General features: G+C 46.8%; 19 protein-coding genes. 4 read left to right on the forward strand and 15 right to left on the reverse strand.

All coding sequences use genetic code 11. The annotated features are described in order from the left end of the window. Positions 1–563 precede the first annotated feature (563 nt). Positions 564–1112 carry a D-glycero-beta-D-manno-heptose 1,7-bisphosphate 7-phosphatase gene (gmhB, locus tag Q4Q57_RS19120; protein ID WP_311891730.1) on the reverse strand — a complete coding sequence of 183 codons (549 nt, stop codon included), beginning with the start codon at positions 1110–1112 and terminating at the stop codon, positions 564–566. Positions 1113–1580: 468 nt separating this feature from the next. Between gmhB and Q4Q57_RS19125 the strand changes: the two genes are divergently transcribed. Then, positions 1581–2252, forward strand: coding sequence for a GntR family transcriptional regulator (locus tag Q4Q57_RS19125; protein ID WP_311891731.1), 672 nt, complete (start codon positions 1581–1583; stop codon positions 2250–2252). 91 nt (positions 2253–2343) lie between these two features. Next, positions 2344–3411 (forward strand): ketoacyl-ACP synthase III, encoded by a 1068-nt coding sequence (locus Q4Q57_RS19130; RefSeq protein WP_311891732.1) that lies wholly within the window; start codon positions 2344–2346, stop codon positions 3409–3411. An 88-nt stretch (positions 3412–3499) separates the two neighbouring features. Here Q4Q57_RS19130 and Q4Q57_RS19135 read toward each other — a convergent pair whose 3' ends face one another. The 12 genes from Q4Q57_RS19135 to Q4Q57_RS19190 all read right to left on the reverse strand — a co-directional run bounded on the left by Q4Q57_RS19135 (position 3500) and on the right by Q4Q57_RS19190 (position 20123). Beyond that, positions 3500–4093 carry a lecithin retinol acyltransferase family protein gene (locus Q4Q57_RS19135; RefSeq protein ID WP_311891733.1) on the reverse strand — a complete coding sequence of 198 codons (594 nt, stop codon included), beginning with the start codon at positions 4091–4093 and terminating at the stop codon, positions 3500–3502. Positions 4094–4239: 146 nt separating this feature from the next. After that, positions 4240–4926 (reverse strand): exonuclease domain-containing protein, encoded by a 687-nt coding sequence (locus Q4Q57_RS19140; RefSeq protein ID WP_311891734.1) that lies wholly within the window; start codon positions 4924–4926, stop codon positions 4240–4242. A gap of 1 nt (position 4927) precedes the next feature. Then, positions 4928–6775, reverse strand: a complete 1848-nt coding sequence (locus tag Q4Q57_RS19145) for a DUF294 nucleotidyltransferase-like domain-containing protein (protein WP_311891735.1) — start codon at positions 6773–6775, stop codon at positions 4928–4930. 215 nt (positions 6776–6990) lie between these two features. After that, positions 6991–8727 (reverse strand): sodium:solute symporter family protein, encoded by a 1737-nt coding sequence (locus Q4Q57_RS19150; protein ID WP_311891736.1) that lies wholly within the window; start codon positions 8725–8727, stop codon positions 6991–6993. An 11-nt stretch (positions 8728–8738) separates the two neighbouring features. Continuing rightward, positions 8739–9005: a DUF4212 domain-containing protein gene (locus tag Q4Q57_RS19155; RefSeq protein ID WP_106650870.1), complete on the reverse strand. Its 267-nt coding sequence runs from the start codon at positions 9003–9005 to the stop codon at positions 8739–8741. A gap of 640 nt (positions 9006–9645) precedes the next feature. Further along, a complete protein-coding gene (locus Q4Q57_RS19160) occupies positions 9646–10266 on the reverse strand; it encodes a thiol:disulfide interchange protein DsbA/DsbL (RefSeq protein WP_011847108.1) in 621 nt (206 codons plus the stop codon). 122 nt (positions 10267–10388) lie between these two features. Next, the gene (locus Q4Q57_RS19165) at positions 10389–11252 is read right to left on the reverse strand and encodes an NAD(P)-binding domain-containing protein (protein ID WP_311891737.1); all 864 of its coding nucleotides are present in this window, start codon (positions 11250–11252) and stop codon (positions 10389–10391) included. A 56-nt stretch (positions 11253–11308) separates the two neighbouring features. Further along, positions 11309–12514 carry an HD domain-containing phosphohydrolase gene (locus Q4Q57_RS19170; RefSeq protein WP_311891738.1) on the reverse strand — a complete coding sequence of 402 codons (1206 nt, stop codon included), beginning with the start codon at positions 12512–12514 and terminating at the stop codon, positions 11309–11311. 225 nt (positions 12515–12739) lie between these two features. Next, entirely contained in the window at positions 12740–13237 is a 498-nt protein-coding gene (locus tag Q4Q57_RS19175; protein ID WP_063884806.1) for a DUF2919 domain-containing protein, read from the reverse strand. A 227-nt stretch (positions 13238–13464) separates the two neighbouring features. Beyond that, complete coding sequence (gene ligA, locus Q4Q57_RS19180) at positions 13465–15522, reverse strand: NAD-dependent DNA ligase LigA (protein ID WP_311891739.1); 2058 nt, start codon at positions 15520–15522, stop codon at positions 13465–13467. Between the two features lie 102 nt (positions 15523–15624). Further along, positions 15625–16683, reverse strand: coding sequence for a cell division protein ZipA (gene zipA, locus Q4Q57_RS19185; protein WP_311891740.1), 1059 nt, complete (start codon positions 16681–16683; stop codon positions 15625–15627). Between the two features lie 23 nt (positions 16684–16706). Next, entirely contained in the window at positions 16707–20123 is a 3417-nt protein-coding gene (locus Q4Q57_RS19190; protein WP_311891741.1) for a chromosome segregation protein SMC, read from the reverse strand. A 221-nt stretch (positions 20124–20344) separates the two neighbouring features. On the opposite strand from Q4Q57_RS19190, the gene cysZ reads away from it, so the two are divergent. Further along, positions 20345–21124, forward strand: a complete 780-nt coding sequence (cysZ, locus tag Q4Q57_RS19195) for a sulfate transporter CysZ (protein WP_311891742.1) — start codon at positions 20345–20347, stop codon at positions 21122–21124. 128 nt (positions 21125–21252) lie between these two features. Here the strand turns inward: cysZ and Q4Q57_RS19200 are convergent, their stop codons facing one another. Beyond that, the gene (locus Q4Q57_RS19200) at positions 21253–22374 is read right to left on the reverse strand and encodes a beta-ketoacyl-ACP synthase III (RefSeq protein WP_311891743.1); all 1122 of its coding nucleotides are present in this window, start codon (positions 22372–22374) and stop codon (positions 21253–21255) included. Next, positions 22371–23618: an RDD family protein gene (locus Q4Q57_RS19205; RefSeq protein ID WP_311891744.1), complete on the reverse strand. Its 1248-nt coding sequence runs from the start codon at positions 23616–23618 to the stop codon at positions 22371–22373. The genes Q4Q57_RS19200 and Q4Q57_RS19205 overlap by 4 nt, the downstream gene beginning before the upstream one ends. A 251-nt stretch (positions 23619–23869) precedes the next feature. Here Q4Q57_RS19205 and cysK point away from each other — a divergent pair, with 251 nt between their 5' ends. Further along, positions 23870–24838 carry a cysteine synthase A gene (cysK, locus tag Q4Q57_RS19210; RefSeq protein WP_006085400.1) on the forward strand — a complete coding sequence of 323 codons (969 nt, stop codon included), beginning with the start codon at positions 23870–23872 and terminating at the stop codon, positions 24836–24838. Positions 24839–25104: the final 266 nt, after the last annotated feature.

A 25104-nucleotide genomic window follows, 5' to 3' on the forward strand; every position in this document is an offset into this window, starting at 1 on the left:
CTATTTATTCGAAAATAAGTAGTAAGTCTTTGTACATATTGCTATGAACACTCATCACTCTCGTGAAAGAATTGGTTGATTTAAATTTTTGACTGCCAACCCGAAGGTTAAGCAGTTTCGATTAACTCAACACCTGTGAGTGTCCACACAGATTTGCTTGATAAATTGTTAAAGAGCATGGTTAGCAGCTTATTCAGCGTTTAACCGTTGACCCCGCTGGGTCAGTGGATGCGCATTATAGGGATGTCAGATTTTACCGCAACCCCTTTTACTCGAATAATTACGAAAAACGATTCAAGCGCACACTTTTTAAACTAAAAGTGTGTTTTAACGCCAATATTATCGAATTTGTGCTGAGTTATGGGAAAAGATGAGGTTAACCCAGCGCTAGAAATGACAAGAGCCAACCTATTGGTTAGCTCTTTATTCAATGTTGGATCGCTTTTAACGCAAACTCTCATCCAACAAGAGCGACAACTCGCGCTACTGGTTACTATGATAGTTGCTGCTTGAGATGAACTTATCAGCAAATGTTTATCTGCTTATAAGTAGTAGCGTAGCAACTAGCCTAGGCTTTTTAAGTAAGCCGGCACATCGGCAATACTGTCCAGTACCACTGTGGCATCACTGTCATCAACAATAACCTTACCACTGCGCACTAATATACGTGTGGTTACGCCCGCCGCTTTCGCTGCCTGCATATCTTCGGCTTTGTCGCCAACCATGACTGAGAGTGCTAAGTCGATGTTTAAGAATTGCGCTGCATCATTGAGCATACCCGGCTTAGGTTTGCGGCAATCACAGTCGACCTTATATTCCCCTATGCCATTTTCAGCATGGTGCGGGCAATAGTAGATACCATCGAGTTCAACGCCTTTGTCGGCAAAGTTCCAATCCATCCACTCCGTTAAGCTGTGGAATTGATCTTCTGTATACATACCACGGGCAATACCAGATTGATTTGTGACGACAACTAACTTGTAGCCCATGTCCTTCAAAGAGAGGCAAGATTCAAACACACCTTCGATATATTCGAAGTCATCCACTAAGTGGACATAACCATGATCTTTGTTAATCACGCCATCACGGTCTAAAAATACTGCTCGACTCACTGTAATACTCCAAAATCGCCTAAGGCGTTATCGCGCTATTATTCCATTCATTATCAAAAATTGCACCGCGAAGTTGTGCTTTTAGCGCTAAATTGAGCGTTAGTGATGCTTATGACGCGATGCGGATAACACCTTGCCCCAAGAGTCTCAATGCAAGATAGCCCTTATCGTGCGTAATCAACGCTCTCAGGTAAAATGTTTAACTGTTAAGCCTAATTTAATCGTCGAGTCGAAGTACTTCATTGCAGCAGATAAACAGCGCACTTAGGAAAAAGATGGCTATCGCATTAAAGATTGTTTCCAAGAAAGGCGCATAATTGAGAGAGCTAAAACCATCAAAACCCTCGCCGTTTGGGCATTGTTAATCCCTAAGATGCACCACTCAATCAAGCATTCCCCTTTATTTGTGGTGTTTTTAACGGTAATCTTGGGCAGATAACGAGAAAATACCCGAAATAGACGGAAATAATGAGTCGAACTACGCCTATAGTCCACAAAACCCGCACCCAGTTAGTTGTTGAAGTGCTCAGAGAGAGAATTCTTTCAGGTGACATAGCCGCAGGAGAACCACTCAGACAAAGTGCGTTGGCTGAAGCGTTAAATGTCAGCCGCATTCCGGTGAGAGAAGCCTTATTGCAACTCGAAGCCGAAGGACTCGTTAAGTTTGAGCCCCATAAAGGTGCAACGGCGACCGTGTTATCCGTCGAGCAAGTCACCGAACTTTTTGAATTACGTGCCATGATCGAAACCGATCTGCTCGCTAAGGCGATCCCACTGCTTAAAGAAGCTGATTTAGAAAAAGCAGAACGTGTACTCGAACAATTGGAGTCGGCCTTCAAACATGAAGATGCCGTTGCCAGTTGGAGCGAGTTGAATACGCAATTTCACACTTGCTTATATCAGGCGGCTAATCGCCCACACACCCTTGAGGTTGTTCACGGCCTCAATACTAATTGTGATAGATACATTCGTTTGCAGTTATTGCTCGCGGGGGGGATTCCTGCTGCAGAGCATGAGCACAGAGCTTTGCTCAACCACTGTAAACTGAGAGAAACAGAAAAAGCGACGGCGCTACTGCGTCATCATATTCTGCATGCCGCAATGACAATTCGAGATCTTGTCGCCAAACAGGTGGTCTAGATCACGGACGGCCATTAGAGTTGCCGATAAGCTTTGTTGTCGATTCAAGGCAGCGCTCAGGTTCTGCCTTTTTTATTTGAGAGAAACCACCATGCAGTACGCCACTATCACAGGTTGGGGCAAATGTGTTCCACCAGCCACTCTGACCAACGATGATCTTGCGACCTTTATCGAGACATCCGATGAATGGATTAAATCTCGCACCGGCATCAGCCAGCGCCATATCAGTCATGTTAACACCTCTGAACTCGCTTCAGTTGCAGCACAACGCGCGCTCGCAGCTGCGGGTATCGATGGCAGTGAAATCGACATGATCATTCTGGCTAGCGCCAGCCCAGACACTTTGATCCCGAATATCGCATCAACTGTACAAGCTAATATTGGCGCCAGTTGTGCCGCGTTCGACATCAATGCTGCCTGCAGTGGCTTTTTATATGGCTTAGGTTTAGCCAGCTCACAAATCAAGAGTGGCCAGAGCAAGAAAGTATTGGTGATTGGTGCCGAGCGTCTCTCTTTCTATTTAGATTGGTCACGCCGCGAAACTGCCGTGTTATTCGGTGATGGCGCAGGTGCCGTTGTCGTTGAAGCAACAGATGTTGCCGGTGGCGTGCTCGGTTATGAGCTGAATAACGATCCTGAAGGTCGTGATATTCTGAAAGCGGGCTTTGGCACGGCGATGGACAGATTCTCAGCCGACTCATTGGACTTTTTCATTGAATTCGATGGCCAAGAAATCTTCAAGCGTGCGATTAACGGAATGAATAAATTGAGCACTAAAGTGCTTGAAAAATGTGGTGTTGATAAGGATGAAGTGGATCTCGTGATCCCGCATCAAGCCAACGAACGTATTATTGATACCTTAGTTAGCCGAATGAAAATCCCGAAAGAAAAAGCCTTCGTGAACATCGCTAATTATGGCAATACCTCGGCGGCGACGATTCCAATTGCGATTTGTGATGCGTTAGAACAAGGCATTATCAAGCCGAATCAAACCATACTCTCTTGTGCCTTTGGCGCAGGCTTAACCTCTGCCGCACTCTTGCTGCAATGGGGAAATCGTGTCACACCTATCAATATCAGTGATGCCAAGTTACCGCCTTGTGATAAAACAGGCATAGAGTTAGTCAAACGCGCTGTAGATTATTTTTGTAAGCCGTAAACGGTTTCTGCAAAACGATTACATAGTGTTTCACTAAAACATAAAAGCCATCTTAAGCGATGGCTTTTTTAGTATATGACTACAGAACTTATTCATTCAGCTTGCTAATGATCATCTCATCCCAATAGATAGCTTGATTAAAGTGTTCGGCGAGTTTTTGATTTAACTCATTAAAGCCTTTACTCACGCCTTCGCTGCCACTAATACAATACCAAACAAATCGATGGCAATTATTGTCGAATAAATCGTATTCCCGATACTGATAAATCGCCTGTTCAGCGCGGGGCAACACAGAGTCGGCAATAAGAGGCTGATGTTGGTGATTACAGGCAAGATAGATTTGGCTGCCCGTTCGCCCCGCCAAGAAACGCTTTACCGACACGGCCCGCACCAACCCTGAGCCATGTAACTCTACGAGGCAATCATCACCCAGCCAGATACCCGTATGTTCAATCACCCCAAAGACATAACAACAGACGATACTGCCTGGGATTGGCGCAACTTGTTTTAATCCCTTTTGCCATTGACTCGGCGCCGCCACCATAGCGCGCTTGGCGACGGGATACTTAGGCGCTTTACCGAGTAATCTATCGCGCTCAAGTTGCTGACGCTTCTCGCGCTCATCGGCCAACACAACCGCGCCAATTACGGCACTACCCATCCAAAGCAAAGGTAACGGCATCATATTCTCCTACGCACTCAGTTTAGTAGAGTGAAGTACAAGTTGGTTGGATTGCCAAGTTGGCGGCATTGATTTTAAACTTAAAAGTTAAGCTTAAAGCGGGTTACAGAGTCTAGCCTGTCAGTGATTAACCTAAGATGAAACTGCTAAGTCGATTGCTGCAATAAATCAGCCACAGTAAGTTGCCCAGCGCCACCCATAGCTGCCATTTGCGCCAATAATAATTCAGCGCAAGCTAAGGCATCGGTCAACGCACTGTGAGCGGTATAAATGGGTAAACCGTAACGTTCGCGGCAAGCACCAAGACGCAAATCCCCCTCTTTAATCACTGAGTGTTCCCGTAGCAAACGATGCCTTTCAAGCATGAGCGTATCAATAGCAGGGAGTACGAGGGCTTGATGGTAAATCGCCAATAAATCCTGCTGCAGAAAACGGCAATCTAGCGGAGCATGATGCGCGACCAGCACCCGACCATAGGTTTGATTGATAAACCAACCCATGGCTTCCTCGATGGTGACCGCCTGCACCAGGTGATTATCGAGGATCCCATGGATAGTCGCGCTTTGGCCAACACTGCCGCGAATTTGCACTAACTTTTGCTCGGCGCGTGCCAATGGGATCTCACCGCGATCAATCGGCACTAAGCCAATACTGAGAATTTGATCTTGCTGCGGATTGAGACCTGTCATCTCTAAATCCATCGCCATCAAAGGCGCTTCGGATAACGGCATCGCCAGCAGAGGTAATAGCGATTGATAATAACCCTTAAATAACTGATGTTGGCAACGCAGCGCCCGCCAATTGAGCTGAGTTTTCAGCAACAATGTATTCATATCAAAAACTTCGCATAAACTTCATCTTCATCCCCGCCTGCGCCTCATGCACCACTTTAAAGGCATCACGTAGCTGATGGCGAACCAGCGAAGATAAATGCGCGGGTAGCAGATAATTACTCACCTCTAGCCCGAGATTATGCTGATAACCTTGGTTCGATAACCTCATATGGGCGATAAACTCGTGGGCATCGGCAAGATTAAGCGCATCTTTACGATTGAGAATGTTTGCGTCCATCAAGGCACGGATACGTTTCGCAGTATTCACTTCTTTGATCCCTGCCGACAGGGCATAAACACGGGCAATATCGTTGATCAAGGCATTGCCTTTATGCTTCAAATCTATGCCTTTGACTTCGCTGCCATCACGTTCGAGGACAAATTTGCGGAAAAAGCCCAGCGGCGGCGACTCCACCAGCGAATTACCTGTCATGCCCGCGAGGAAAATATCGTTATCACGGGTTTGAGCTAAGACTTTATCCTGCAGCGCATCAAATAAGGTTTGTGGACCGTAAACCGAGCGCATATCGAAGAAGATACTGGCGTGCATTAACGCCTTAGGCTCAGGCGTTACCACCCATTGTTCAAATACCTGTTGCCACTGTTTAAGCGACATTCGCCACTGAGGGTTTTGCGCCATAATATTGCCGGGGCAAAACTCATAACCGCATTGATCAAGTCCAGCACATACGGCATGGGTTAAGGCATCAAAATAACCTTTAGCAAAATCATCCATCTCTTCTGCGACTAACAGACCATTATCTTGATCCGAACATGCCGCTTGATCTTGACGTCCCTGCGATCCAAACGCCAACCAGCAAAAGGCCATCGGCGGTTCACCAAGTAATTGCTGATTGAGCACGATTAACCGCCGTGTCAGCGCATCGGTGACAGAGGTTAACACTCGGCCAATTTCTTCGGCTCTGGCATCGGCACTGATCAAATTTTGTAATAACAGCGGGATTTGCTTACTGACGCCAATTAAACTGGCAAGATCCTGCTGCCGTTCTATCTCACCAATCAACAGCAGCGGTTGCGAGCCCTGCCCGCGCAAGATGTCAGTACTGGTCACCATACCGATGGCTTTATCTTGGTCGATAATAGGCAAGTGATGAATGTTATGCTCGCTCATCAGTAACATGGCTTCAAAAATTAATGCATTGGATGAAATTGAAATCGGCGAAACTGTCATGGCTTGATGCACAGCAACGCTGCCATCAAGCCCCGCCGCTAACACCCGATTACGTAAATCCTTATCAGTTAAAATCCCAACTAGTTTGTGATTATCCGTTACCAACAGAGATGACACTCGGCTGTTTCGCATTAACAGTGCCGCCTGCGTAACGCTAGCATGGGCATCGATAACAATAGGCGCAGATGACATTAATGTACTGATCCGACTAGTGGTTGTCAGATCTTTCGCCTTAAAGCGAGCCTCATGGCGCAAACGTTTAGCAAATGCGCGGGTAAAAAATTTATCGAAATTGCGGCTCTCGCTTCTAAGGTTATCGAACAAGGTTTGGGGCAAATGATAAACCAAACCGTCTTCGAGAATAGCAACCTTGTTAACGACTTTCTCCCCCGATAACAAGGTCGAAAAACCAAAAAACTCCCCCTCGCCGACTCTATCGACCAGCACACCGTCAGGATCGCGCACCTCAAAGGCGCCGCTGCGCACCATATATAACTTAGGTGAGTTAGCATCAAAATGAACATAACCAGAGGCTTTACTGTAATAGCCAACAGTGACAGCCTTAGCGCAGCGCACCACAACATCTTCAGGCAGAGTATCAAAGGGCACTAGCCCTTGTAGAAATTGCACTACGGGTTGTAACTCACTGGCATTCATAGGCAACACCTTCTGTTAGGCGAAACTTTTACTTATATGTCATCACTATAGCCTGCATTGTCGCTAGGCTACATTCGACTAAAGTCAGCCTTAGATTGATCCCATTAACTCCTCAATTGACTCATTCCACTACTGGACAAAATACTTTCCAAATGCGCAATAAAAAAGAGCGCCGAAGCGCTCTCTTGTGTTGATGCAATGATTAAGCGATGAGCTTAGTGACCGCTGGCTTCACCCGAACCTTTAGGGAAACGAATCGATTCGACCATCTCCTGAACATGTAATGGCGTTGCCGTAGTCACACGACTCACTAACGCTGCCACACCAAAGTTCACTAACATACCCACCATACCGATACCTTCTGGCGAAATACCAAGGAACCAGTTAGCGGCAACGTTATCGGCTGGATTCACAAACTTGAAGTAGATGATATAACCCGCAGTAAACAGTAAACCCGTTAACATACCGGCAATCGCGCCTTCTTTGTTCATTGTCTTAGAGAAGATACCCATGATGATCGCTGGGAACAATGAAGAAGCCGCTAACCCGAAGGCGAACGCCACCACCGCGGCCACAAAGCCTGGTGGATTCACCCCAAAGTAACCCGCAATCACAATGCCCACACCCGCCGCTAAACGAGCAAACATTAGCTCTTTTTTATCGGAGATATTTGGCATCAAGTTTTTCTTGAGTAAATCGTGTGAAACCGAGGTTGAAATCACCAACAACAGACCCGCTGATGTTGACAGGGCCGCAGCTAAACCACCCGCTGCAACCAGAGCGATAACCCACGCTGGCAGATTGGCAATTTCTGGCGTAGCTAATACTATGATGTCGTTATCGATCTTCATTTCGTTTTTACTAGCAGGATCTTCCATCTTACCAGCTGCGTAATAAAGTTTGCCGTCGCCGTTTTTGTCGTTCCACTTGATTAAGCCGGTTTTTTCCCAGTTTTTAATCCACTGCGGCGCAGACTCATAGGCCACACCTTGCGAATCAGCACCGTTAATGGTTTCAATCATGTTTACGCGAGAGAACGCTGACAACGCTGGCACTGTGGTATACATGATACCGATGAACACTAACGCCCAACCCGCAGAGATACGCGCATCTTTCACTTTAGGTACAGTAAAGAAACGTACGATAACGTGGGGTAAACCCGCAGTACCCATCATTAACGCGCCAGTAATACAGAACACATCAATCATGCTCTTAGAACCGTCGGTGTAAGGGGCAAAGCCAAGTTCAGTTGACACATTGTTGAGTTTTTCAAGCAAGTAAACACCACTATTATTACCCGCGGCATCGAGCAATTCAGCACCGAAACCCACTTGTGGAATAATGTGGCCTGTCATCATCACAGATAAAAATATGGCTGGCACCATGAATGCGAAAATCAATACACAGTACTGAGCAACCTGAGTGTAAGTAATCCCTTTCATACCACCGAGTACGGCGTAGAAGAACACGACCGCCATACCGATATACACGCCCGTGTCGACTTCCACTTCTAAGAAGCGCGAGAACACCACGCCCACACCGCGCATTTGCCCTGCAATATAGGTAAAACAAATAAAGATGGCACAGATAACTGCGACAGTACGCGCCGCCTGTGAGTAATAACGCTCACCAACGAAATCTGGCACAGTAAACTTACCAAACTTACGTAGATACGGCGCCATACACAGGGCCAACAATACATAACCGCCCGTCCAGCCCATTAAGTACACGCTACCGTCGTAACCGACAAAAGACACGATACCTGCTAACGAAATAAACGATGCCGCCGACATCCAGTCTGCCGCCGTTGCCATACCGTTCACTACAGGGTGAACGCCACCACCTGCGACATAGAATTCTTTGGTTGAACCCGCTCGGGTCCAGATTGCAATCCCAATGTAGAGCGCAAACGAGAGCCCTACGATAATATACGTTAGTGTTTGAACATCCATCTCAACGCTCCTTAGTCTTCTTGTACGTTATATTTTTTATCTAAGGCGTTGGCTTTTGCCGCGTAGACAAAAATAAGCGCAACGAATACATACATAGATCCCTGCTGTGCAAACCAGAAACCTAATTTGAATCCCATGAAATGGACTTCATTGAGTACATCAACCAATAAAATGCCGCATCCAAAAGAGACTGCCGCCCAAATGGCTAATAAGCTCAGTACGAGACGTAAATTCTCGCGCCAATAACCTTTTGCCTTGTCATTGTTTTCAAAACCCATAGTGACTCCCCTGTACTGTTTTAATTTTAAGTCTTGTTTAATCTAGCAACAGCTGGTGTGAGCACAATCACGACTTTCGTCTAACTCGTGATTCAAAACACTGTCCATAAATAGTGAATAGAAATAAATTCAATGAGTTAACAATGATTTTACATTTGGATACAGTTTCAACTTTTTCAACAGGTTAGACCAATGTCGAACAAGAATGAGTGGGATTTAGGTGAATAAGGCGGGGGAACAAGTAAAAAATAGGAATAACGTGTTGTCTGAGCTGGGAAAATTAGGAATTTAAACAACCTTAAAGATGACTTTAGACTGAAAGTGCATCATATGGTTTGAGGGTTTAACCACTAAAGATGGATGAGATATCAGCATTCGTTCTTCAATCAATAGGCGATTTCAAATCACTCATCCAAGTCACGTTAGGCCGGCAGCAAAGCCGTTTCATTTCAGCATTTCACTTAATAGTTATTGCGTAATTTGATTCACAATTGCTTTTTCAATTTCAGGCAAAAAATAACCCAGCCTAGACTGGGTTATTAACGCTAGATTAGCGAATAGCGGGATAAGTTTCCCAATGCGGCTCGCAAGGCACTTATTCGTTAGCCGCGATGAGTCTATCTCCATTTATTAAACGCGGTTACTTAGCAGCTAAAAACTTAACTAATGCAGCCAACTCTTCTGGCGTGTGCGCGGTCGACGTCAGCATATAACGGCCATTAACCAGTAATGACGGTACGCCCTTAATCCCAGCAAGCTCAGCTTGAGAGTCATAATTCATTAGGGTGAATTTGGCATCGACTGAATTCATTGCGGCATCAACATCATCCACTTTAGCGCCTTGGGCGACAAAGAAGGCTTTAACCTGTTCAGGCGCAGTAAATTGCTCACCTTTCTCATGGATTTGCTTGAAAATAGCGCCATGGGTTTGCTTAGTCATCTTTAATTTTTGCGCCACATAGTAGGCAAGCTGACTCAGCTCCCAAGCAGGACGACCAGCGCCCACAGGGGTACGCTCAAAAGCCACGTCTTTGCCGAGCAGTTGCACTGTCAAGTCCATAAGCGGTTCTTGCTTATAGCAATGTGGGCAGTTATAGGAAAAAAACTCTCGCAGCACTGGCTTTTGTGCTTCGGTAATCCCCGCCACAGTGACGTAATCTTTGCCTTCTTCGAAACTTGCGGCCTGCAGTGCAAAGCTGGCACTCAACATTAATCCGCACGCCAATGCGGCTATAGGTCGAACTCGATTAAACACGCTCATTATATTGTCTCTTTTTATTCGTCATTGGTTTAAATAAGGATGACACATTCGCTCAAGCAAAACTTGGAACCCAAAGATAACCTAAAAGTTCGGCTTTTACCTTTAACAATAATTAACCTTTCTCAACATGCCGCTAGCATATCCAGCGGAGAAGCATACTGATATCGAAAGCCTAAATCTGTGACAATTGCGTCACCTTGGATGACTTTACTCGGCATGGATTGTTGATTAAATTCGGGTGCGACTAAACCAAGGGACTCAGCGGCGGCGTGATAAAACTCAGCTTTAGTGGGGTGTGTCGGCGCGCAAAGATTATAAATCGGTGCCACAGATAAACCTGAACCCGTTGCCGCGAGAATCCGACTTACCGCGCTGACACAATCACTTAAGTGGACTAAATTCACTGCCACATTAGCGCCACTGACATCGGTTTTTCCGGCAAGGAAACGACCAGGATGACGTTTGGGACCTACGAGTCCAGCAAAGCGGACAATACAGGCATGGGGCAAGGCTTGAAATAAAGCTTCTGCATCTAATAGCACTTGGCTGTCGCTAGATTCTGCCAAGGCATCGGCTTCGGTCATCACTTTATCTTTGGCCGGATACACACCTGTGGTGCTGATAAACACAATCCGCTGATATTCCCAGCCTTGGGTTAATGCGATGAGTTGTTGTAATTCTTCAAGATACGCAGCGTTACCGCGTTTTAATCGGGGTGGAATATTGACCACTAGATAATCGGTTTGCAATAAACCGCTTAATGCCTGAGCATCGGGGGCAGAGGGTGCTTCGCTACCCAATTGCAGCGGATAGGCTTCAATCCCGACCTCAGTTAATGCCGATAATTCTTCGGCGCTGCGCTTACAGCCTGTGACTCTATAGCCCTCATGGACAAGCTGCTTTGCTAAAGCAAAACCAAACCATCCACAACCGACCAAGGCAACACTGGATTTTACTGCGCCATTTTCTGCTTTTACATTCGCCATATTAGCCCTAAGGGAATCATATCAGCGGATAGAATACGGAACTTAGCGCATAAGATTCAAGTTTGTAGCGAACTAAAATAAAAACTAACCCCTTTATCGACTTGCAAGGTACGAATAGCGCCCTCGGACAATTCTTCCGCTTTGATGGCTTTTTGCACTGTCACGCCTTCATCACTTAAGAAACGCAGCGATGCGTCACTCCCGTCCGCTTTGCAAGCCCAGACTTGCGGCTGACTTACTTCTTTGGTGGTCATGATCACTTTCGCAATACTGTCATCGGAGAGCTTTACTATCGTTCCCGGTGGGTAGATGCCGAGAATTTTAACCAACACAGAAATCAGTGATTCCGAATGTTTACTCGCACGGTTTTTAAACAAATAACCTAGTGCCACTTGAGGAGATGTTACTTGCTGACCACTGAGCTGCTGATCGTAATCATTTGCTAAACTCACTATCTGCGTAATGATTGGGATCTTATGCCCCGTCAATCCATCAGGAAACCCTGAACCATCAACAAATTCATGGTGATGCAAAATGACATTCAACACCTCTTTAGGGAATAATCCTGACCGATTCAGCATGTCAAAACCAAAATTAGGATGCATTTGCAAATAGCTGGCTTCGTGTGTCGTTAGCGCGCCACGCTTTCGGCGGATGACATCGGGCACTTTAAGCTTACCGATATCATGCAGCAAACTGCCAAGAGCGATATCACGCAACTCTCTTGGGGTTAAATCCAGCGCATGACCTATCATCATTGCCAACACAGCCACAGAGACGCCATGTTGAGTCACACTCACATCTTTCTCATCCATCCCAACCAAGGTAAGGAACGGTGTTTCAACTTCCTGCAAATGGCTTAGCAAGTCTTCGACCAGTGCCGCCGATAATCGATAGGCGCCTTCTGGATCGCTGACTATTTTACCAAACACATTACGGGAATTATTCACATTCATTAAAAAACGCTTTTGACTTAAACGCATCGCCTTACGGGTATCGGCCTTGAGATCCCGTTCGGGTTCGACTGCTATCTCGTCTTCAATGTCTTCGTCTTCTTCAACAATATCCAGTTCTGCATTCGATTCCGACAACAAAAACACATAGGGAACCCCTAAGCCACGGATCATTTCGATTTGAGCGGCACTGCTTATATCAACGCGGTTAAATAAAAAGGGGTGATTCGTCCATGACAAGGGCAACTTGACTCTCATGCCAAGTTGAATTTCTGATAGTGATAATTTTTTTTGAGGTACTTTTGCCACGCAGTATGACTCCTTTCAAATGTGATGCGAGACATAAACAGATGACCTCATCTGCGTATCCCACAGGGCACATTCAAGCTAAGTACATATAACTATAGATGATTCAAAGCGTTCGATGCAGAGTACACATGAAAAATCCTTATCAAACTGAGGCATAAGACACATTAATTTGTGCCCTGCGCCTCAGTGTTAAATAAAGGGACTAAATAACAACAGGATAGGATCTTAAGGCTGAAGCTCTTTTTGTTCTATTTTTGGCTCTTCTTTGGGCCAGTCACGGAGATAATAACTGAGTCGCTTCGATTTAATGAGATAAATGCCCGACCAGAACAAGACTAACGCGTCTAAAGCGAGGCTCCAATGGAATAGGAATTGGCCATGGTTCAGCCGCTGCCCCAGCAAGACACCATCAATCATCAGCAGCAACCACAGACCCCATTTCAAATGCACAAAAATAGGTCTTAACCATTGAGGCGAACGGCGACGTTCGGCAATCACCACAAGATAAATCAAAACCGCGCCCAGTCCCGCCCCGAGTGCTAGCAAAAAATCTGACTTTTCAGGGTAAAAAATCCGCACTAACTCAGAACGGTCACCCATCTGGGTCAGCGAGGCGATAAAAATGCACCAACCGCGCGCAAGATAAGCCAAGAGTGCGTATAAAAAGATCGGCGGTTTAATATGGCCTTTATCATCGAGCCAAGTGATGTGACTGAAATTCAAATAGGTTTCCAATTAGCAAAAACTAAAACAGCATATTAAGGAGATGGTGCCAATCGCGGCTAATTCAATAGCCAAAGCAGACTATCTTTCCCCCATTTCTTTTTACGCGTGCAAATAAAAATAGCGCCATAGGTAAGGCGCTATTTAATACTTACGATTCAGTGGTTTTTAAACTGTAGATTCAAAACATCAGACCAGAGCCAGCGGCCTATTTCAGCCCACAGCAATCAAGCGTTCGCAGCGAGCAGTGCCAATAACTCATCCTCATCCATCACTTTAACGCCAAGCTCCTGCGCTTTCGCAAGTTTTGAACCTGCCGCCTCACCTGCCACTAAGCAATCGGTATTTTTCGACACACTGCCAGCGACTTTTGCCCCCAGCGCCTGCAACTGCGCTTTAGCATCATTACGATTGAGCTGATTTAAGGTACCGGTCAATACCCAAGTTTGGCCTTTAAGCGGCTGCGCCTCTGCACTTGGCGCTTCTATGGCGGGCCAATGCACACCAGCAGCGATTAAGGCATCGATAACCTCAAGGTTATGCGGCTGAGCAAAAAAGTGGGCCACATGCTGGGCCACCACGGCGCCAACATCTTCCACTTCAGTTAACTGCTCCACACTTGCCACCCGCAGCGCATCTAAACTGGCAAAGTGCGCCGCAAGGTTTGCCGCCGTCGCCTCGCCCACTTCGCGAATACCCAAGGCATATAAAAAACGCGCAAGTGTTGTAGTTTTGGCAGCTTCAATCGCCGCCGCTAAATTGGTTGCCGACTTCATCCCCATGCGGTCGAGCATAGTCATCATAGAGGCGGTGAGCTTAAACAGATCTGCAGGACTTTGGACGAGTTCTTTATCAATCAATTGCTCGACAACTTTGTCGCCCATGCCATCGATATCCAAAGCCTTGCGAGAAGCAAAATGCTTAATCGCTTCTTTACGCTGCGCTTCACAGAATAAACCACCGCTACAACGCGCCACTGCCTCACCTTCGAGACGCTCGACTAAACTGCCGCACACAGGACAATTGTGTGGGAATACAATATCAGTCGCTGTTTCAGGGCGTCTTTCGGGCACTATGGCAACAATTTGTGGGATCACATCACCAGCGCGGCGGATGATCACAGTGTCACCGACTTTAATGCCTAAACGGGCAATTTCATCGGCATTGTGCAGCGTCGAATTCGATACCGTCACGCCGCCAACAAATACTGGCTTTAAGCGCGCCACTGGCGTCACCGCACCTGTGCGGCCCACTTGGAAATCGACGCCTTCAAGTAGAGTCATTTCTTCCTGTGCGGGGAATTTATAGGCAATCGCCCAGCGGGGAGATTTAGCCACAAAACCTAAACGTTGCTGCTGGGCAATATCGTTAACTTTCATCACGACGCCATCGATTTCAAAGGCTAAATCACCGCGACGAGTGAGAATGTCTTTATAGTAGTCATAGACTTGGCTTAATTCAGCGCAGACTTTGATTTCGCTACTAACGGGTAAACCCCACGACTTAAGCTGCTGTAACTGCTCGAAATGGGTTTTAGCTAACGGATGAGAATCCGGCTCAACAACCCCTAACGCATAGGCATAAAAAGCCAATGAACGGGCAGCGGTAATTTTACTGTCGAGTTGTCGTAAGCTGCCAGCGGCGGCGTTACGGGGATTAACAAAGAGTTTTTCATCCTTGGCGCGCGCCCTGTCATTCAAAGCCTCAAAGGCCGCTTTTGGCATAAAGGCTTCACCGCGCACTTCAACGAGTTCAGGGAAATCATTGCCGCGCAGTTTAAGCGGGATCGATTTAATGGTTTTAACGTTTTCAGTGATGTCTTCACCGACAGAACCATCGCCGCGGGTCGCGGCGCGCTCAAGTACGCCATTTCTATACAAGATACTCACGGCAAGGCCATCGAGTTTAGGCTCGCAGCAAAAACTCACCTCACCCACTTTATCGGTGACACGTTTGTGGAAAGCACTGAAATCCGCTTCATCGAAGGCGTTATCTAAGCTCAACATAGGTTTAAGGTGAGTGATTTGATCAAATTTGGCGAGCGCCAATCCGCCCACCCTTTGAGTCGGTGAATCAGCCACAATCAAATGGGGATATAACGCCTCAAGCTTGAGTAAACACTGCATCAACCTGTCGTACTCAGAATCAGTAATGCTCGGCGCATCATCCACATAGTAACGAATGTTGTGCTCGTTCAGTGATTGGCTGAGCACCTGCATCACCTGCGATGCGTTTTCAGGGTTAACGTCTTCTGACAGAAGTGTATCGAGTTGAATGTCTTGCATATTCTTTATCCAGAATGCTTTAGATAACAAAAGTAGATCATAAAAAATGAGGCCGCAATTAGCGGCCTCATCAATATATAAACCGCCAAATTGCGGCGTCGGCTAAGCGTTAGCGCGAATGCGGTGTAAATAATCTTGCTTAGTAAACTCGCCCCAAGGCAGACGTTGACCGTCGAGCACCACGGCATCGATCTCCTCAGCGAGTTGGCGCGCAGAATTAAGCATAATCGAGAAGTTCATTAAAGCATCGCCGTAGCAAGGTAACGTCATGAAAAATACCACACCTTGAGTACTGAACTGCTCCATGTTGTCCGGATCAAACACGCCAGGTTTTAGCATGTTAGCAATAGAGAACAAGACTTTACCATTGCCCGCATTATCCACATGGCGATGGAAAATATTCATGTCGCCATATTTAAAGTTCAAAGTTAAGAAACAAGGCAGTAGTTCAGCGCCGTTCAGCTGTTGGCCATCTTTTGCGACCACATGTAAAACCAGCACGTCGCGTGGCTCACCTAATTCATCTTCAGCGGCTTGTTCAACATGCGCTACTTGTTGATGATCTGTTTCATATTCATTTTCTTCAAACAAAGCAGTTTGCTGCGGCGCGGCACGTAGCGCCTGTTCTTGCTCAGCGGCTTTTTGCGCCACAATAGCAGCATGGGATTGACCCATTTGCGGCACTTGCGTGCCCAAGACGGGCTCTTGGCGCGAGACTTTAGGACCGCGGTGTTGCTCTTTTGCAACTGGTGGCTGCAAGCTAAAATCAGGCTGAGCTGGAATAGGTTCGTGTTTCGTTTCTACCTTAAACCCTGATTTAAGTTCTGCTTTAAATTCTGGCGATGTCAATTCTTGCGGCTTAGTCTCTAGCTTTACTTCTTGTTTCAAATAAGGATTGGCCGCGGGAGTCTCGTTGTTAGGCGCAAGTTCGCCAGCTTTACGCACTCGCACAGCACCAATACCGTCGGCATCAAATCCTTCGGCATCAATTCGCTTAGGGCTCGACTCACCTTTCTCGGCCTGTTTCTTATAAAAATTGCCCATTGGACTATCTTTCAATGACTTAGGTTGTTGTCTTCTGATAGACCAAAATCCATGCACCAGCACAGCAACTATGGCTATGGCGCCTAAAACAAACAATACTAGTTGCAAATCTTCCATTGGTTACCCTGTCTTTGTTCTAGTTATCCAGCGTCAGCCATCGCCACCGCTTGCTCTATGTCTACCGCGACTATACGAGACACACCGGGCTCGTGCATAGTCACGCCTATAAGTTGATCAGCCATTTCCATGGTTATTTTGTTATGGCTGATATAAATAAACTGTACGCTCTGCGACATTTCTTTCAGTAATCGACAGAAACGTTCTACGTTGGCATCGTCTAATGGCGCATCCACTTCGTCTAGCATACAGAAGGGAGCAGGATTCAGCCTAAAAATTGCGAATACCAATGATAAAGCGGTTAAGGCTTTTTCACCACCCGAAAGAAGATGGATTGTGCTGTTCTTCTTACCTGGCGGCTGCGCCATGATAGTGACGCCGGTTTCCAGCAAATCATCGTCCGTTAATGCTAAGTAAGCTCGACCGCCACCAAACACCTTTGGAAATAAGCGTCCGAGATCTTCATTGACTGAGTCAAATGTCGTCTTAAAGCGGCTGCGGGTTTCTTTGTCTATCTTACGGATCGCTTCCTCTAAGGTCGCAAGTCCCTTATTTAAATCGTCATCTTGATGATCAAGATAGGATTTTCGCTCACTTTGCTGTTCAAATTCTTCGATAGCCGCAAGGTTAATCGCGCCTAAGCGAACAATTTTCTGCCGTATTTGATCTAAATCACTCTGCCACTTGTCAGGCATGCCCTCCGCAGGCAGGTTTCCAAGGATTTCAGACAGAACAATTTGCTGTTCCTGTAAGGCTTCTAGCTGACTATTGGCTTGGCCTTTTATTCCTTCACGACGTAACTTTAACGTGCTCAGGCTTTGAGTCAAGCCCTCAAGCTTACCAAGCTCTTGTTTTTGCTTTATTCCTATACTGTTTAATGTCTCAGTGAGCCCACTTTGCTGCTGACGGACGTTTTTTAAGCCCTGTTGTTGCTCATGTTGTTGCTGCAATAACTGCGTTAACTGCTCAGTCAGCTGCACACTATTTTGTACGCCACTTAATTGGGCGACTTTGGCAAGTTCGGCTAACACTAACTCACGGGTGTGGATAAGTTCATTGACACGCACTTGCTGTAATTCAATTTGTTCGGTACTGACGGCCATGCGCATCGTTACAGCTTGTAAGGCAGAAGCAGTGGTCGATAACTGACGTTCAACCTCAGTAATACGCGCTTTCAATGCTTGATGGCGCACGCTATCGGCCTGCGTGTCTTGGGTGAGTTGCCGCTGAATATCAATACTCCCCTGCAACGCATCATCAAGTTCTGTTTCTTGCTCTGCCAATACTTCGCATTGCTCGCTCAAGCGTTCAAGGTCAATCAAGCTCGCGCTTAATGCCGCTTCAAGTTTGCTCTGCTGCTCAGCGCGCGCCTTCACTTGCTCAGTTAAGCCACTGAGCTGCATCGATTTTGTCGCTTTATCCAACTGTAATTGATGCAATTTTTGCGCGCCAGCAGTCAATTGTTGTCTTTGCTGCTGCAAGGTAGCCGCAAGTTCAGTCATCTTATCTTGCTGTAGGTGCAAGGATTGCTGCAAATCGAAGATGTTTTGCGCTAGCTGGGCTTGCTCTTTGCTGAGCTGTACCAGTGACTGAGCGCCCTCTGTCTTAGTGATTAAAAAACCTTGCCCGAGGAGATACCCGTCGGCGGTGACAATCCGCTCATCGGTCTTTAACTCTGGCAGTAGTTGTTTTGCGGCGTGAATATCTTTTGCCCACTTAAGCCCCGCTAACCAAGGGGCAAGATTCACCTTACCCTGTAAATACTCACTCTGGGTGGATTGCGACGTTAACGCTTGAAACCCCATTTCGGTTTCAGTGACGCCAACGGGCAAGGTCAACAAACCATTGAGGGCGAGTTCGGCCGCGGTTTCCCAACCATTTTCAACGGTTAGACTCTGCCATAACTGCGGTTTATCACTTTGCTGTTCCTGCTTAGTCAACCACTGTTCAACCAGCTCATGGCGCGCTTTAGTCGCGGTTAATTGCTGCTGAATGTGCTCGGCGCTATGGCGGGCGTCATCCAAAGCTTGCGTGCTTGCGCTAACAATTTGTTCTTGCTGATGATTAATCTCGGTTTGTAGCCTAGTGGCGTCAGCAAGAGACGCTATTTCTTGTTGCAGTGGTGTGATGTTTGAGGCGAGGTCGCTGTCCACTAAAGCGACGAGCTGCGCTTGCTGCTCACTGCTTTGCTGCTGTTTATGCTGCAATAATTGCTGTTGATGCGCCAACTGACTGCGGCGCAGCTCAAGCTGTAACTTGTGCTGCGAAACATCCACGGCCTGTTGGCGCGCCACTTCGGCCTGCTGCTGACTGCGCTCTATGCTCATTTCCCATTGGGATTGCAGCTCATCCATGATTTCTTGCTGTTCATCATGCTGCGGCCCAAGCTTGGCAAGCTCAAGCTCTAACGCGCTAAGACTCGCTTTATAGCCGTTGAGCTTATCGGTGTTTTGCAGGATCTGTTCTTTAACTTGCGCCAACTGGGTTTCAAGCTGGGCATCACGCTGCTTTTGATTCTGTAACTGTTGTTCTAACTTAGCGATGTCGGTGCCCGTCAGATAATAGGCCTCAACTGCGCGTTGTTCTTGCTCCGCTAATTGGGCGAGTTGCACTTGCAATTCAGTCGTTTGCAATTCATCGGTTTGCGCGAGCGACTGCGCCGCCGCTTGTTGCACTTCTATGGCGCGGATTTGCTCAGACAGACTCGCCATCTGATCTTGCAACTCTTGATAGCGCATCACGAGGAGTTCAGCATGGGTCTTGCGCTCGGCCTGTTTTAGCTCACGATATTGCTTCGCGGCCTTGGCCTGCTGCGCCAGTTTATCTAACTGTTTGCCGAGTTCACTGCGAATATCGCCTAAACGCTCGAGGTTTTCGCGGGTATGGCGGATACGATTTTCGGTTTCGCGGCGGCGTTCTTTATAGCGAGAAATCCCTGCGGCTTCTTCAATAAAAGTGCGCAAGTCTTGAGGTTTAGATTCGATAAGGCGAGAAATCGTGCCCTGCTCAATAATGGCGTAGCTGCGCGGACCAAGACCTGTGCCCATAAACAAGTCGGTAATGTCTTTACGGCGACACTTTTGGCCATTGAGAAAATACCAAGACTCACCGTCTCGGCTCACCTGACGCTTAACGGCGATTTCTTCGTAACTGGCATACTGACCCGCGAGGCGACCATCTTTATTTTCAAAAATAAGTTCAACACCCGCCACAGACACAGGTTTTCGTGCGCTTGAGCCGTTAAAGATCACGTCGGCCATCGAATCACCGCGCAGGTGTTTCGCCGAACTTTCACCCAATACCCAACGCACGGCATCGATCACATTCGATTTACCGCAGCCATTTGGGCCAATAATGGCGGTTAATGCCTGTAAAAAAGGAATTTTAGTGGGATCGACAAACGACTTAAAGCCGGCAAGTTTTATCTGTTTTAATCTCATGGTGCCAGTTAGCGCGTCTCTGAAGTCTGGCCCGAAAATGAGCCCAGTGGTGCAAATACATTTATCGGCCAACTTTAACAAAGCAGGCAGCATTTTGTAACGCTTTTTATTGAATTCATGCGGCTTTTAGCTTGTCATCTGCCCATGAGTTGATCACAATCGCAGTTATCTTTATATCAGGCAGTCTCTCAAGATGTAGCCCAACTTTTTGGAAAGACGATATGACACAGAAGAAAACCTTGCCCTTCCCAGCCAAAAGCGGCGTTAATTATTTTCTCGATGGCTTTGGTTTAATTACACGTAAAGGCCTGCGCACTTTCGTGTTTATTCCCTTGATGATCAACCTGCTGCTGTTTGCGGGCGTCATTTATGTAGCAATAGGCCAGTTAGATACGCTATTCACTTGGATGAATGCCCAGTTGCCTGACTACTTAAGCTGGTTAAACTTTTTGCTTTGGCCACTCGCAGTGACCACTATGCTGGTGATGCTCGCCTTTGTGTTTAGCTCGGTGATGAACTGGCTCGCCGCCCCCTTTAATGGTCTGTTGGCTGAAAAAGTCGAGCAACTATTAACTGGCAAGCCGCTGAATACCGGTACTGGCATCGATTTAATCAAAGACTTACCGCGTATCCTCGGGCGTGAGTGGATCAAACTCAAGTACTATCTGCCCCGCGCACTGATATTTTTGTTGCTGTTTTTAGTGCCTATGGTGGGCCAAACGCTGGCGCCAATCTTATGGTTCCTGTTCAGCGCTTGGATGATGGCAATTCAGTACTGCGATTACCCCTTCGATAACCATAAGGTCAGTTTTAAGGATATGCGCTTTGCCTTGAATCAAACCCGTGGCACGAGTTTTAGCTTTGGCGCTACTGTGACACTGTTTTCGATGATCCCCATCGTCAACTTTATCGTGATGCCTGTGGCGATTTGTGGCGCAACGGCGATGTGGGTCGACAAGTATCGTGAAGCCTACCGCAATCATGCAATCGCACCAGAATAATTAAAGATAACAATACTTGTCTAAAATGATGTGGGTTTGATATCGATTCCTGCAACATAAAAACAGCCTCAATTGAGGCTGTTTTTATTGATAAAGATCGCAGAACAATCTGCGCTACTAGGTTCAGCTTAGCACTTCTGCAAAATCACACTGCCGATGGAATATCCCGCACCAAAGGAGCTTAATAAGCCTAAATCACCCGCTTTAAAGTCGCTGGAATACTTATGAAATGCAATCACAGAGCCAGCAGATGCGGTATTGGCGTACTCGTCTAACACGACAGGCGCTTGTTCCGCTGACACATCATCCCCAAGCAGCTTTCGCACCACAAACTGATTCATGTTGATGTTCGCTTGATGCAACCACAAACGCTTAAAAGACTGCGGCGTTAACGCTTGTTCGGCCAGATGTTCATCCAAATGTTGATAAATCATCGGTAGCAGCTCTTTAAACACTTTGCGCCCTTGTTGGTGGAACAGTTTATCGGCCTGATGGGCGGCACTCGGATCGCAGCGATTCAAGAAACCAAAATTACTGCGAATATTATTCGAATAATCAGTAAAACAGCGGCTTGAGAGAATTTTAAACACATTATCAGATTGAGCTAGGCTTTGCTCTTCCAGTACGAGAGCAGTCGCGACATCACCAAAGATAAAGTGACTGTCACGGTCGCGGTAGTTCACCTGCGCCGAACAAATCTCAGGGTTAATGACGAGCACTCTTGAGGCTGAGCCCGTAGCAATCGCATTAGCAGCGGCGACAATTGCAAAGGTTGCCGATGAACACGCCACTTGCATGTCGTAACCATAACCGCGCGTTCCGAGCGCACGTTGAATTTCAATCGCCATCGCAGGATAGGCACGCTGGGTATAAGCACAGGCAACAATCACCAGATCAATCTGTTCAGCTTTGAGATTGGCATTGCTAAGTGCCATCAATGCGGCTTCAACCCCAATTTCAGCCTGCATAGATAACTCGTCGCTGCTGCGCTCTGGAATTAACGGCATCATGACTTCGGGATCGAGAATGCCCTCTTTCACCATCACATATCTGTGCTTGATGCCCGAGGCCTTTTCAATAAATTCGCTCGAGGAATAGGACAAAGCCTCGACATGGCCTTGCTCGATTAAGCCTGCATTTTCAAGATTGTAAATATCCACATAGGCATTGAAGCTCTCAACTAAGGCTTCATTAGAAATACTGTGGGGCGGCGTAAATAAGCCACTCCCCGAAATCACGACCTGTTTCATAGGTGCTCCGAACGGGTGCTTGTTGTAAGGTGAGCAGAGGCGGCATCATCACTCGTAAGCGCGGGCGCTAACTCACTTTGCCCCTGTACTTGCTGCTCTAATCGTTGCTTTTTATGCATTTGTGCTAAGTCTATCACGACTGTTGAAGATATTTTATCTTGGATCCCCTGCCGATTGGCATCCCAAAATATTTGCATAAAGCCAAGTAAGCCAGTGGTGAAGCCTGCGGCGTAACCACCATAACGGCCAAAGGCGGCCCATAAACTGATTTTAGCGCCATCGAGCTGGATCACCCGAATGCCAAGCATCTTCTTGCCTAAGGTTTGACCATCAAACCGCGCGGTAAAAACGGTAAAGTAAAACGCCGCCCAACCAAAGCCCAGCCCCATATCACTCATAAAACCTTTGACCCAAGCGATAACACTGTGGGTTGTAGATTCCTCTTCATCATCGGCGCTTTTCACTCTTGTGCTTGGCGAAGGTACTGTTTTGGTTGTGTCTGTCGTTTCGGTTACTTTTGCTGCATTAGCCACAACACCTTGCGCGGGATCAGTTGGTTCACTGGTTCCAATGGCTTGTGTCGACTTGAGCGGCTCAGACTGAGTATCAGGCATTTGCAACTCAGCTTGGGGCGCGATAACTGGCCACAAGGTGCCATCAAGGACTTCCGTCTGGAGCTTTTCGCTGTCTGCGGCAGACAAACTACTGTTGGCGATGGCGCTAAGGACTATCTCCCGTCGCTCAATCTCTGTCATGCCCTTTGATGCTGAAGCGTTTTCTATCACCTCGCGCAGGGATTGAACTTGAGTTTTACCACAAGCGTAATTATCACAAAGGCTCAACGAAATGATGGTTGGAAGCGAGGTAATAATTTGTTTACCCAATGCAGCCCCCTCAACTGCCTGCTCATTATCGGTATTGTTTGAGCCATTAACATTAAGCAGGTTATCGGCGGTCGTGAGCAACATAAAAGCTAACATTGCGGCATAAAGTCCCCATTTGAGTAAACGACCCAATTGATGACTGCGTTTCTCAATATAAATGATACCGACCACCAGCAATACAAACATCCAATCCATCTGCTCCGCTAACACTGTGATCAGTAAACCATCAATCAACATGGCTAAAGCACGTTTTAAGGGCGCCGCCAATGGCGTATAAAGTACAGTGTCTGCAATGGTAAAAGCATGGGGAGTCACCATAGTTTTTGGGTCTTTGCCCAAATCCGTTTGCTGTTGTTTCATGTTTGCGTCTTGTCCGATACGAGTGATAGGCTTGTTTTACGATTGACACATCAAGAAGTTATCCTTGCGAATGCAACAATCTTTTTTATGTTAGCAAGAGGTTAACACAGTTAAACTGGCTGCCAATCAGGGTTTGCGAATAACAGCACATCCTTTAATAACCAAATCGAATAAAGAAGAACAAACAATCACTTCTAAAAGCGCCACAGCAGATTATGATTCAATAGTGCCAACATAGGAGCAAGCAATCCATGAGCAAAATTTTCGAAGACAATTCATATACTATTGGTAATACCCCGCTAGTACGTTTAAACCGTGTTAGCCAAGGTAAAGTGCTGGCCAAAGTCGAAGCGCGTAACCCAAGTTTCAGTGTTAAATGCCGTATCGGTGCCAATATGATTTGGGATGCCGAGAAAAAGGGTCTACTGACTAAAGACCACGAGCTGATTGAGCCGACGTCTGGCAACACAGGTATTGCGTTGGCGTATGTTGCCGCGGCCCGTGGTTATAAGCTTACCCTAACGATGCCAAATACCATGAGTTTAGAGCGTCGTAAGCTGCTCAAAGCCCTTGGCGCAAATCTCGTGCTGACAGAAGGCGCGAAAGGCATGAAAGGTGCAATTGATAAAGCGGAAGAAATCCGTCAATCGGCTCCTGAAAAATACATTTTATTACAGCAGTTTAATAACCCTGCTAACCCAGAAATCCATGAAAAAACCACAGGTCCAGAAATCTGGAATGATACCGATGGCGAAGTGGATGTGTTTGTTGCCGGTGTAGGTACGGGCGGTACGATTACAGGTGTCAGCCGTTACTTGAAAAAAGTAGCAGGCAAAACCATTACCTCAGTGGCGGTTGAGCCAGCAGATTCTCCTGTGATTGCGCAAACCTTGGCGGGTTTACCGGTACAACCTGGTCCACATAAAATCCAAGGTATTGGCGCAGGCTTTATCCCTGGTAACTTAGATTTAGAGTTGATTGACCGCGTAGAAGCTGTCACCAACGATGAGGCCATCGACATGGCCCGTCGCTTAATGCAAGAAGAAGGCATTTTAGTAGGTATTTCATCGGGTGCCGCCGTTGTTGCCGCAAACCGCATCGCTGAATTGCCAGAATTTGCGGGCAAAACCATTGTGGTGATTTTGCCATCGGCTGCCGAACGTTACTTATCTTCAGTTTTGTTCCAAGGCCAATTCGGCGACGAAGAAAACATTCAATAGTCGACGTTGGATTCCCCTTTAAAATACCCAGCCCTTTAAATACCCAGCCTCTGCTGGGTATTTTTTATTTGTGACATTGCATTAATTAGATCCCGACTGCAGAGCGCAAACAAGTTCCGGCTCAAGTTTGGATGCAGCTCATAGTTCTCAGTATCACCAGTAGCATTAGCGGCTCAGTGAGTTATAAAGAACGGATATTCTCGTCAATCCATTCCTTTTTATGCCTTTTCCCCCTCAACCTATACCAACGCCATTAACACCAATAT

This window comes from Shewanella sp. SP2S2-6 (genome assembly GCF_031931965.1).
In the GTDB taxonomy this organism is placed as follows: Bacteria; Pseudomonadota; Gammaproteobacteria; order Enterobacterales; family Shewanellaceae; genus Shewanella; species Shewanella baltica.

Excerpts from the sequence above, each read along its gene's own strand:
- Q4Q57_RS19125 (WP_311891731.1), top strand. The coding sequence starts at position 1,581 with ATGAGTCGAACTACGCCTATAGTCCACAAAACCCGCACCCAGTTAGTT.
- Q4Q57_RS19130 (WP_311891732.1), top strand. The coding sequence starts at position 2,344 with ATGCAGTACGCCACTATCACAGGTTGGGGCAAATGTGTTCCACCAGCC.
- Q4Q57_RS19135 (WP_311891733.1), bottom strand. The coding sequence starts at position 4,093 with ATGCCGTTACCTTTGCTTTGGATGGGTAGTGCCGTAATTGGCGCGGTT.
- Q4Q57_RS19140 (WP_311891734.1), bottom strand. The coding sequence starts at position 4,926 with ATGAATACATTGTTGCTGAAAACTCAGCTCAATTGGCGGGCGCTGCGT.
- Q4Q57_RS19145 (WP_311891735.1), bottom strand. The coding sequence starts at position 6,775 with ATGAATGCCAGTGAGTTACAACCCGTAGTGCAATTTCTACAAGGGCTA.
- Q4Q57_RS19150 (WP_311891736.1), bottom strand. The coding sequence starts at position 8,727 with ATGGATGTTCAAACACTAACGTATATTATCGTAGGGCTCTCGTTTGCG.
- Q4Q57_RS19155 (WP_106650870.1), bottom strand. The coding sequence starts at position 9,005 with ATGGGTTTTGAAAACAATGACAAGGCAAAAGGTTATTGGCGCGAGAAT.
- Q4Q57_RS19160 (WP_011847108.1), bottom strand. The coding sequence starts at position 10,266 with ATGAGCGTGTTTAATCGAGTTCGACCTATAGCCGCATTGGCGTGCGGA.
- Q4Q57_RS19165 (WP_311891737.1), bottom strand. The coding sequence starts at position 11,252 with ATGGCGAATGTAAAAGCAGAAAATGGCGCAGTAAAATCCAGTGTTGCC.
- ligA (WP_311891739.1), bottom strand. The coding sequence starts at position 15,522 with ATGCAAGACATTCAACTCGATACACTTCTGTCAGAAGACGTTAACCCT.
- zipA (WP_311891740.1), bottom strand. The coding sequence starts at position 16,683 with ATGGAAGATTTGCAACTAGTATTGTTTGTTTTAGGCGCCATAGCCATA.
- Q4Q57_RS19190 (WP_311891741.1), bottom strand. The coding sequence starts at position 20,123 with ATGAGATTAAAACAGATAAAACTTGCCGGCTTTAAGTCGTTTGTCGAT.
- cysZ (WP_311891742.1), top strand. The coding sequence starts at position 20,345 with ATGACACAGAAGAAAACCTTGCCCTTCCCAGCCAAAAGCGGCGTTAAT.
- Q4Q57_RS19200 (WP_311891743.1), bottom strand. The coding sequence starts at position 22,374 with ATGAAACAGGTCGTGATTTCGGGGAGTGGCTTATTTACGCCGCCCCAC.
- Q4Q57_RS19205 (WP_311891744.1), bottom strand. The coding sequence starts at position 23,618 with ATGAAACAACAGCAAACGGATTTGGGCAAAGACCCAAAAACTATGGTG.
- cysK (WP_006085400.1), top strand. The coding sequence starts at position 23,870 with ATGAGCAAAATTTTCGAAGACAATTCATATACTATTGGTAATACCCCG.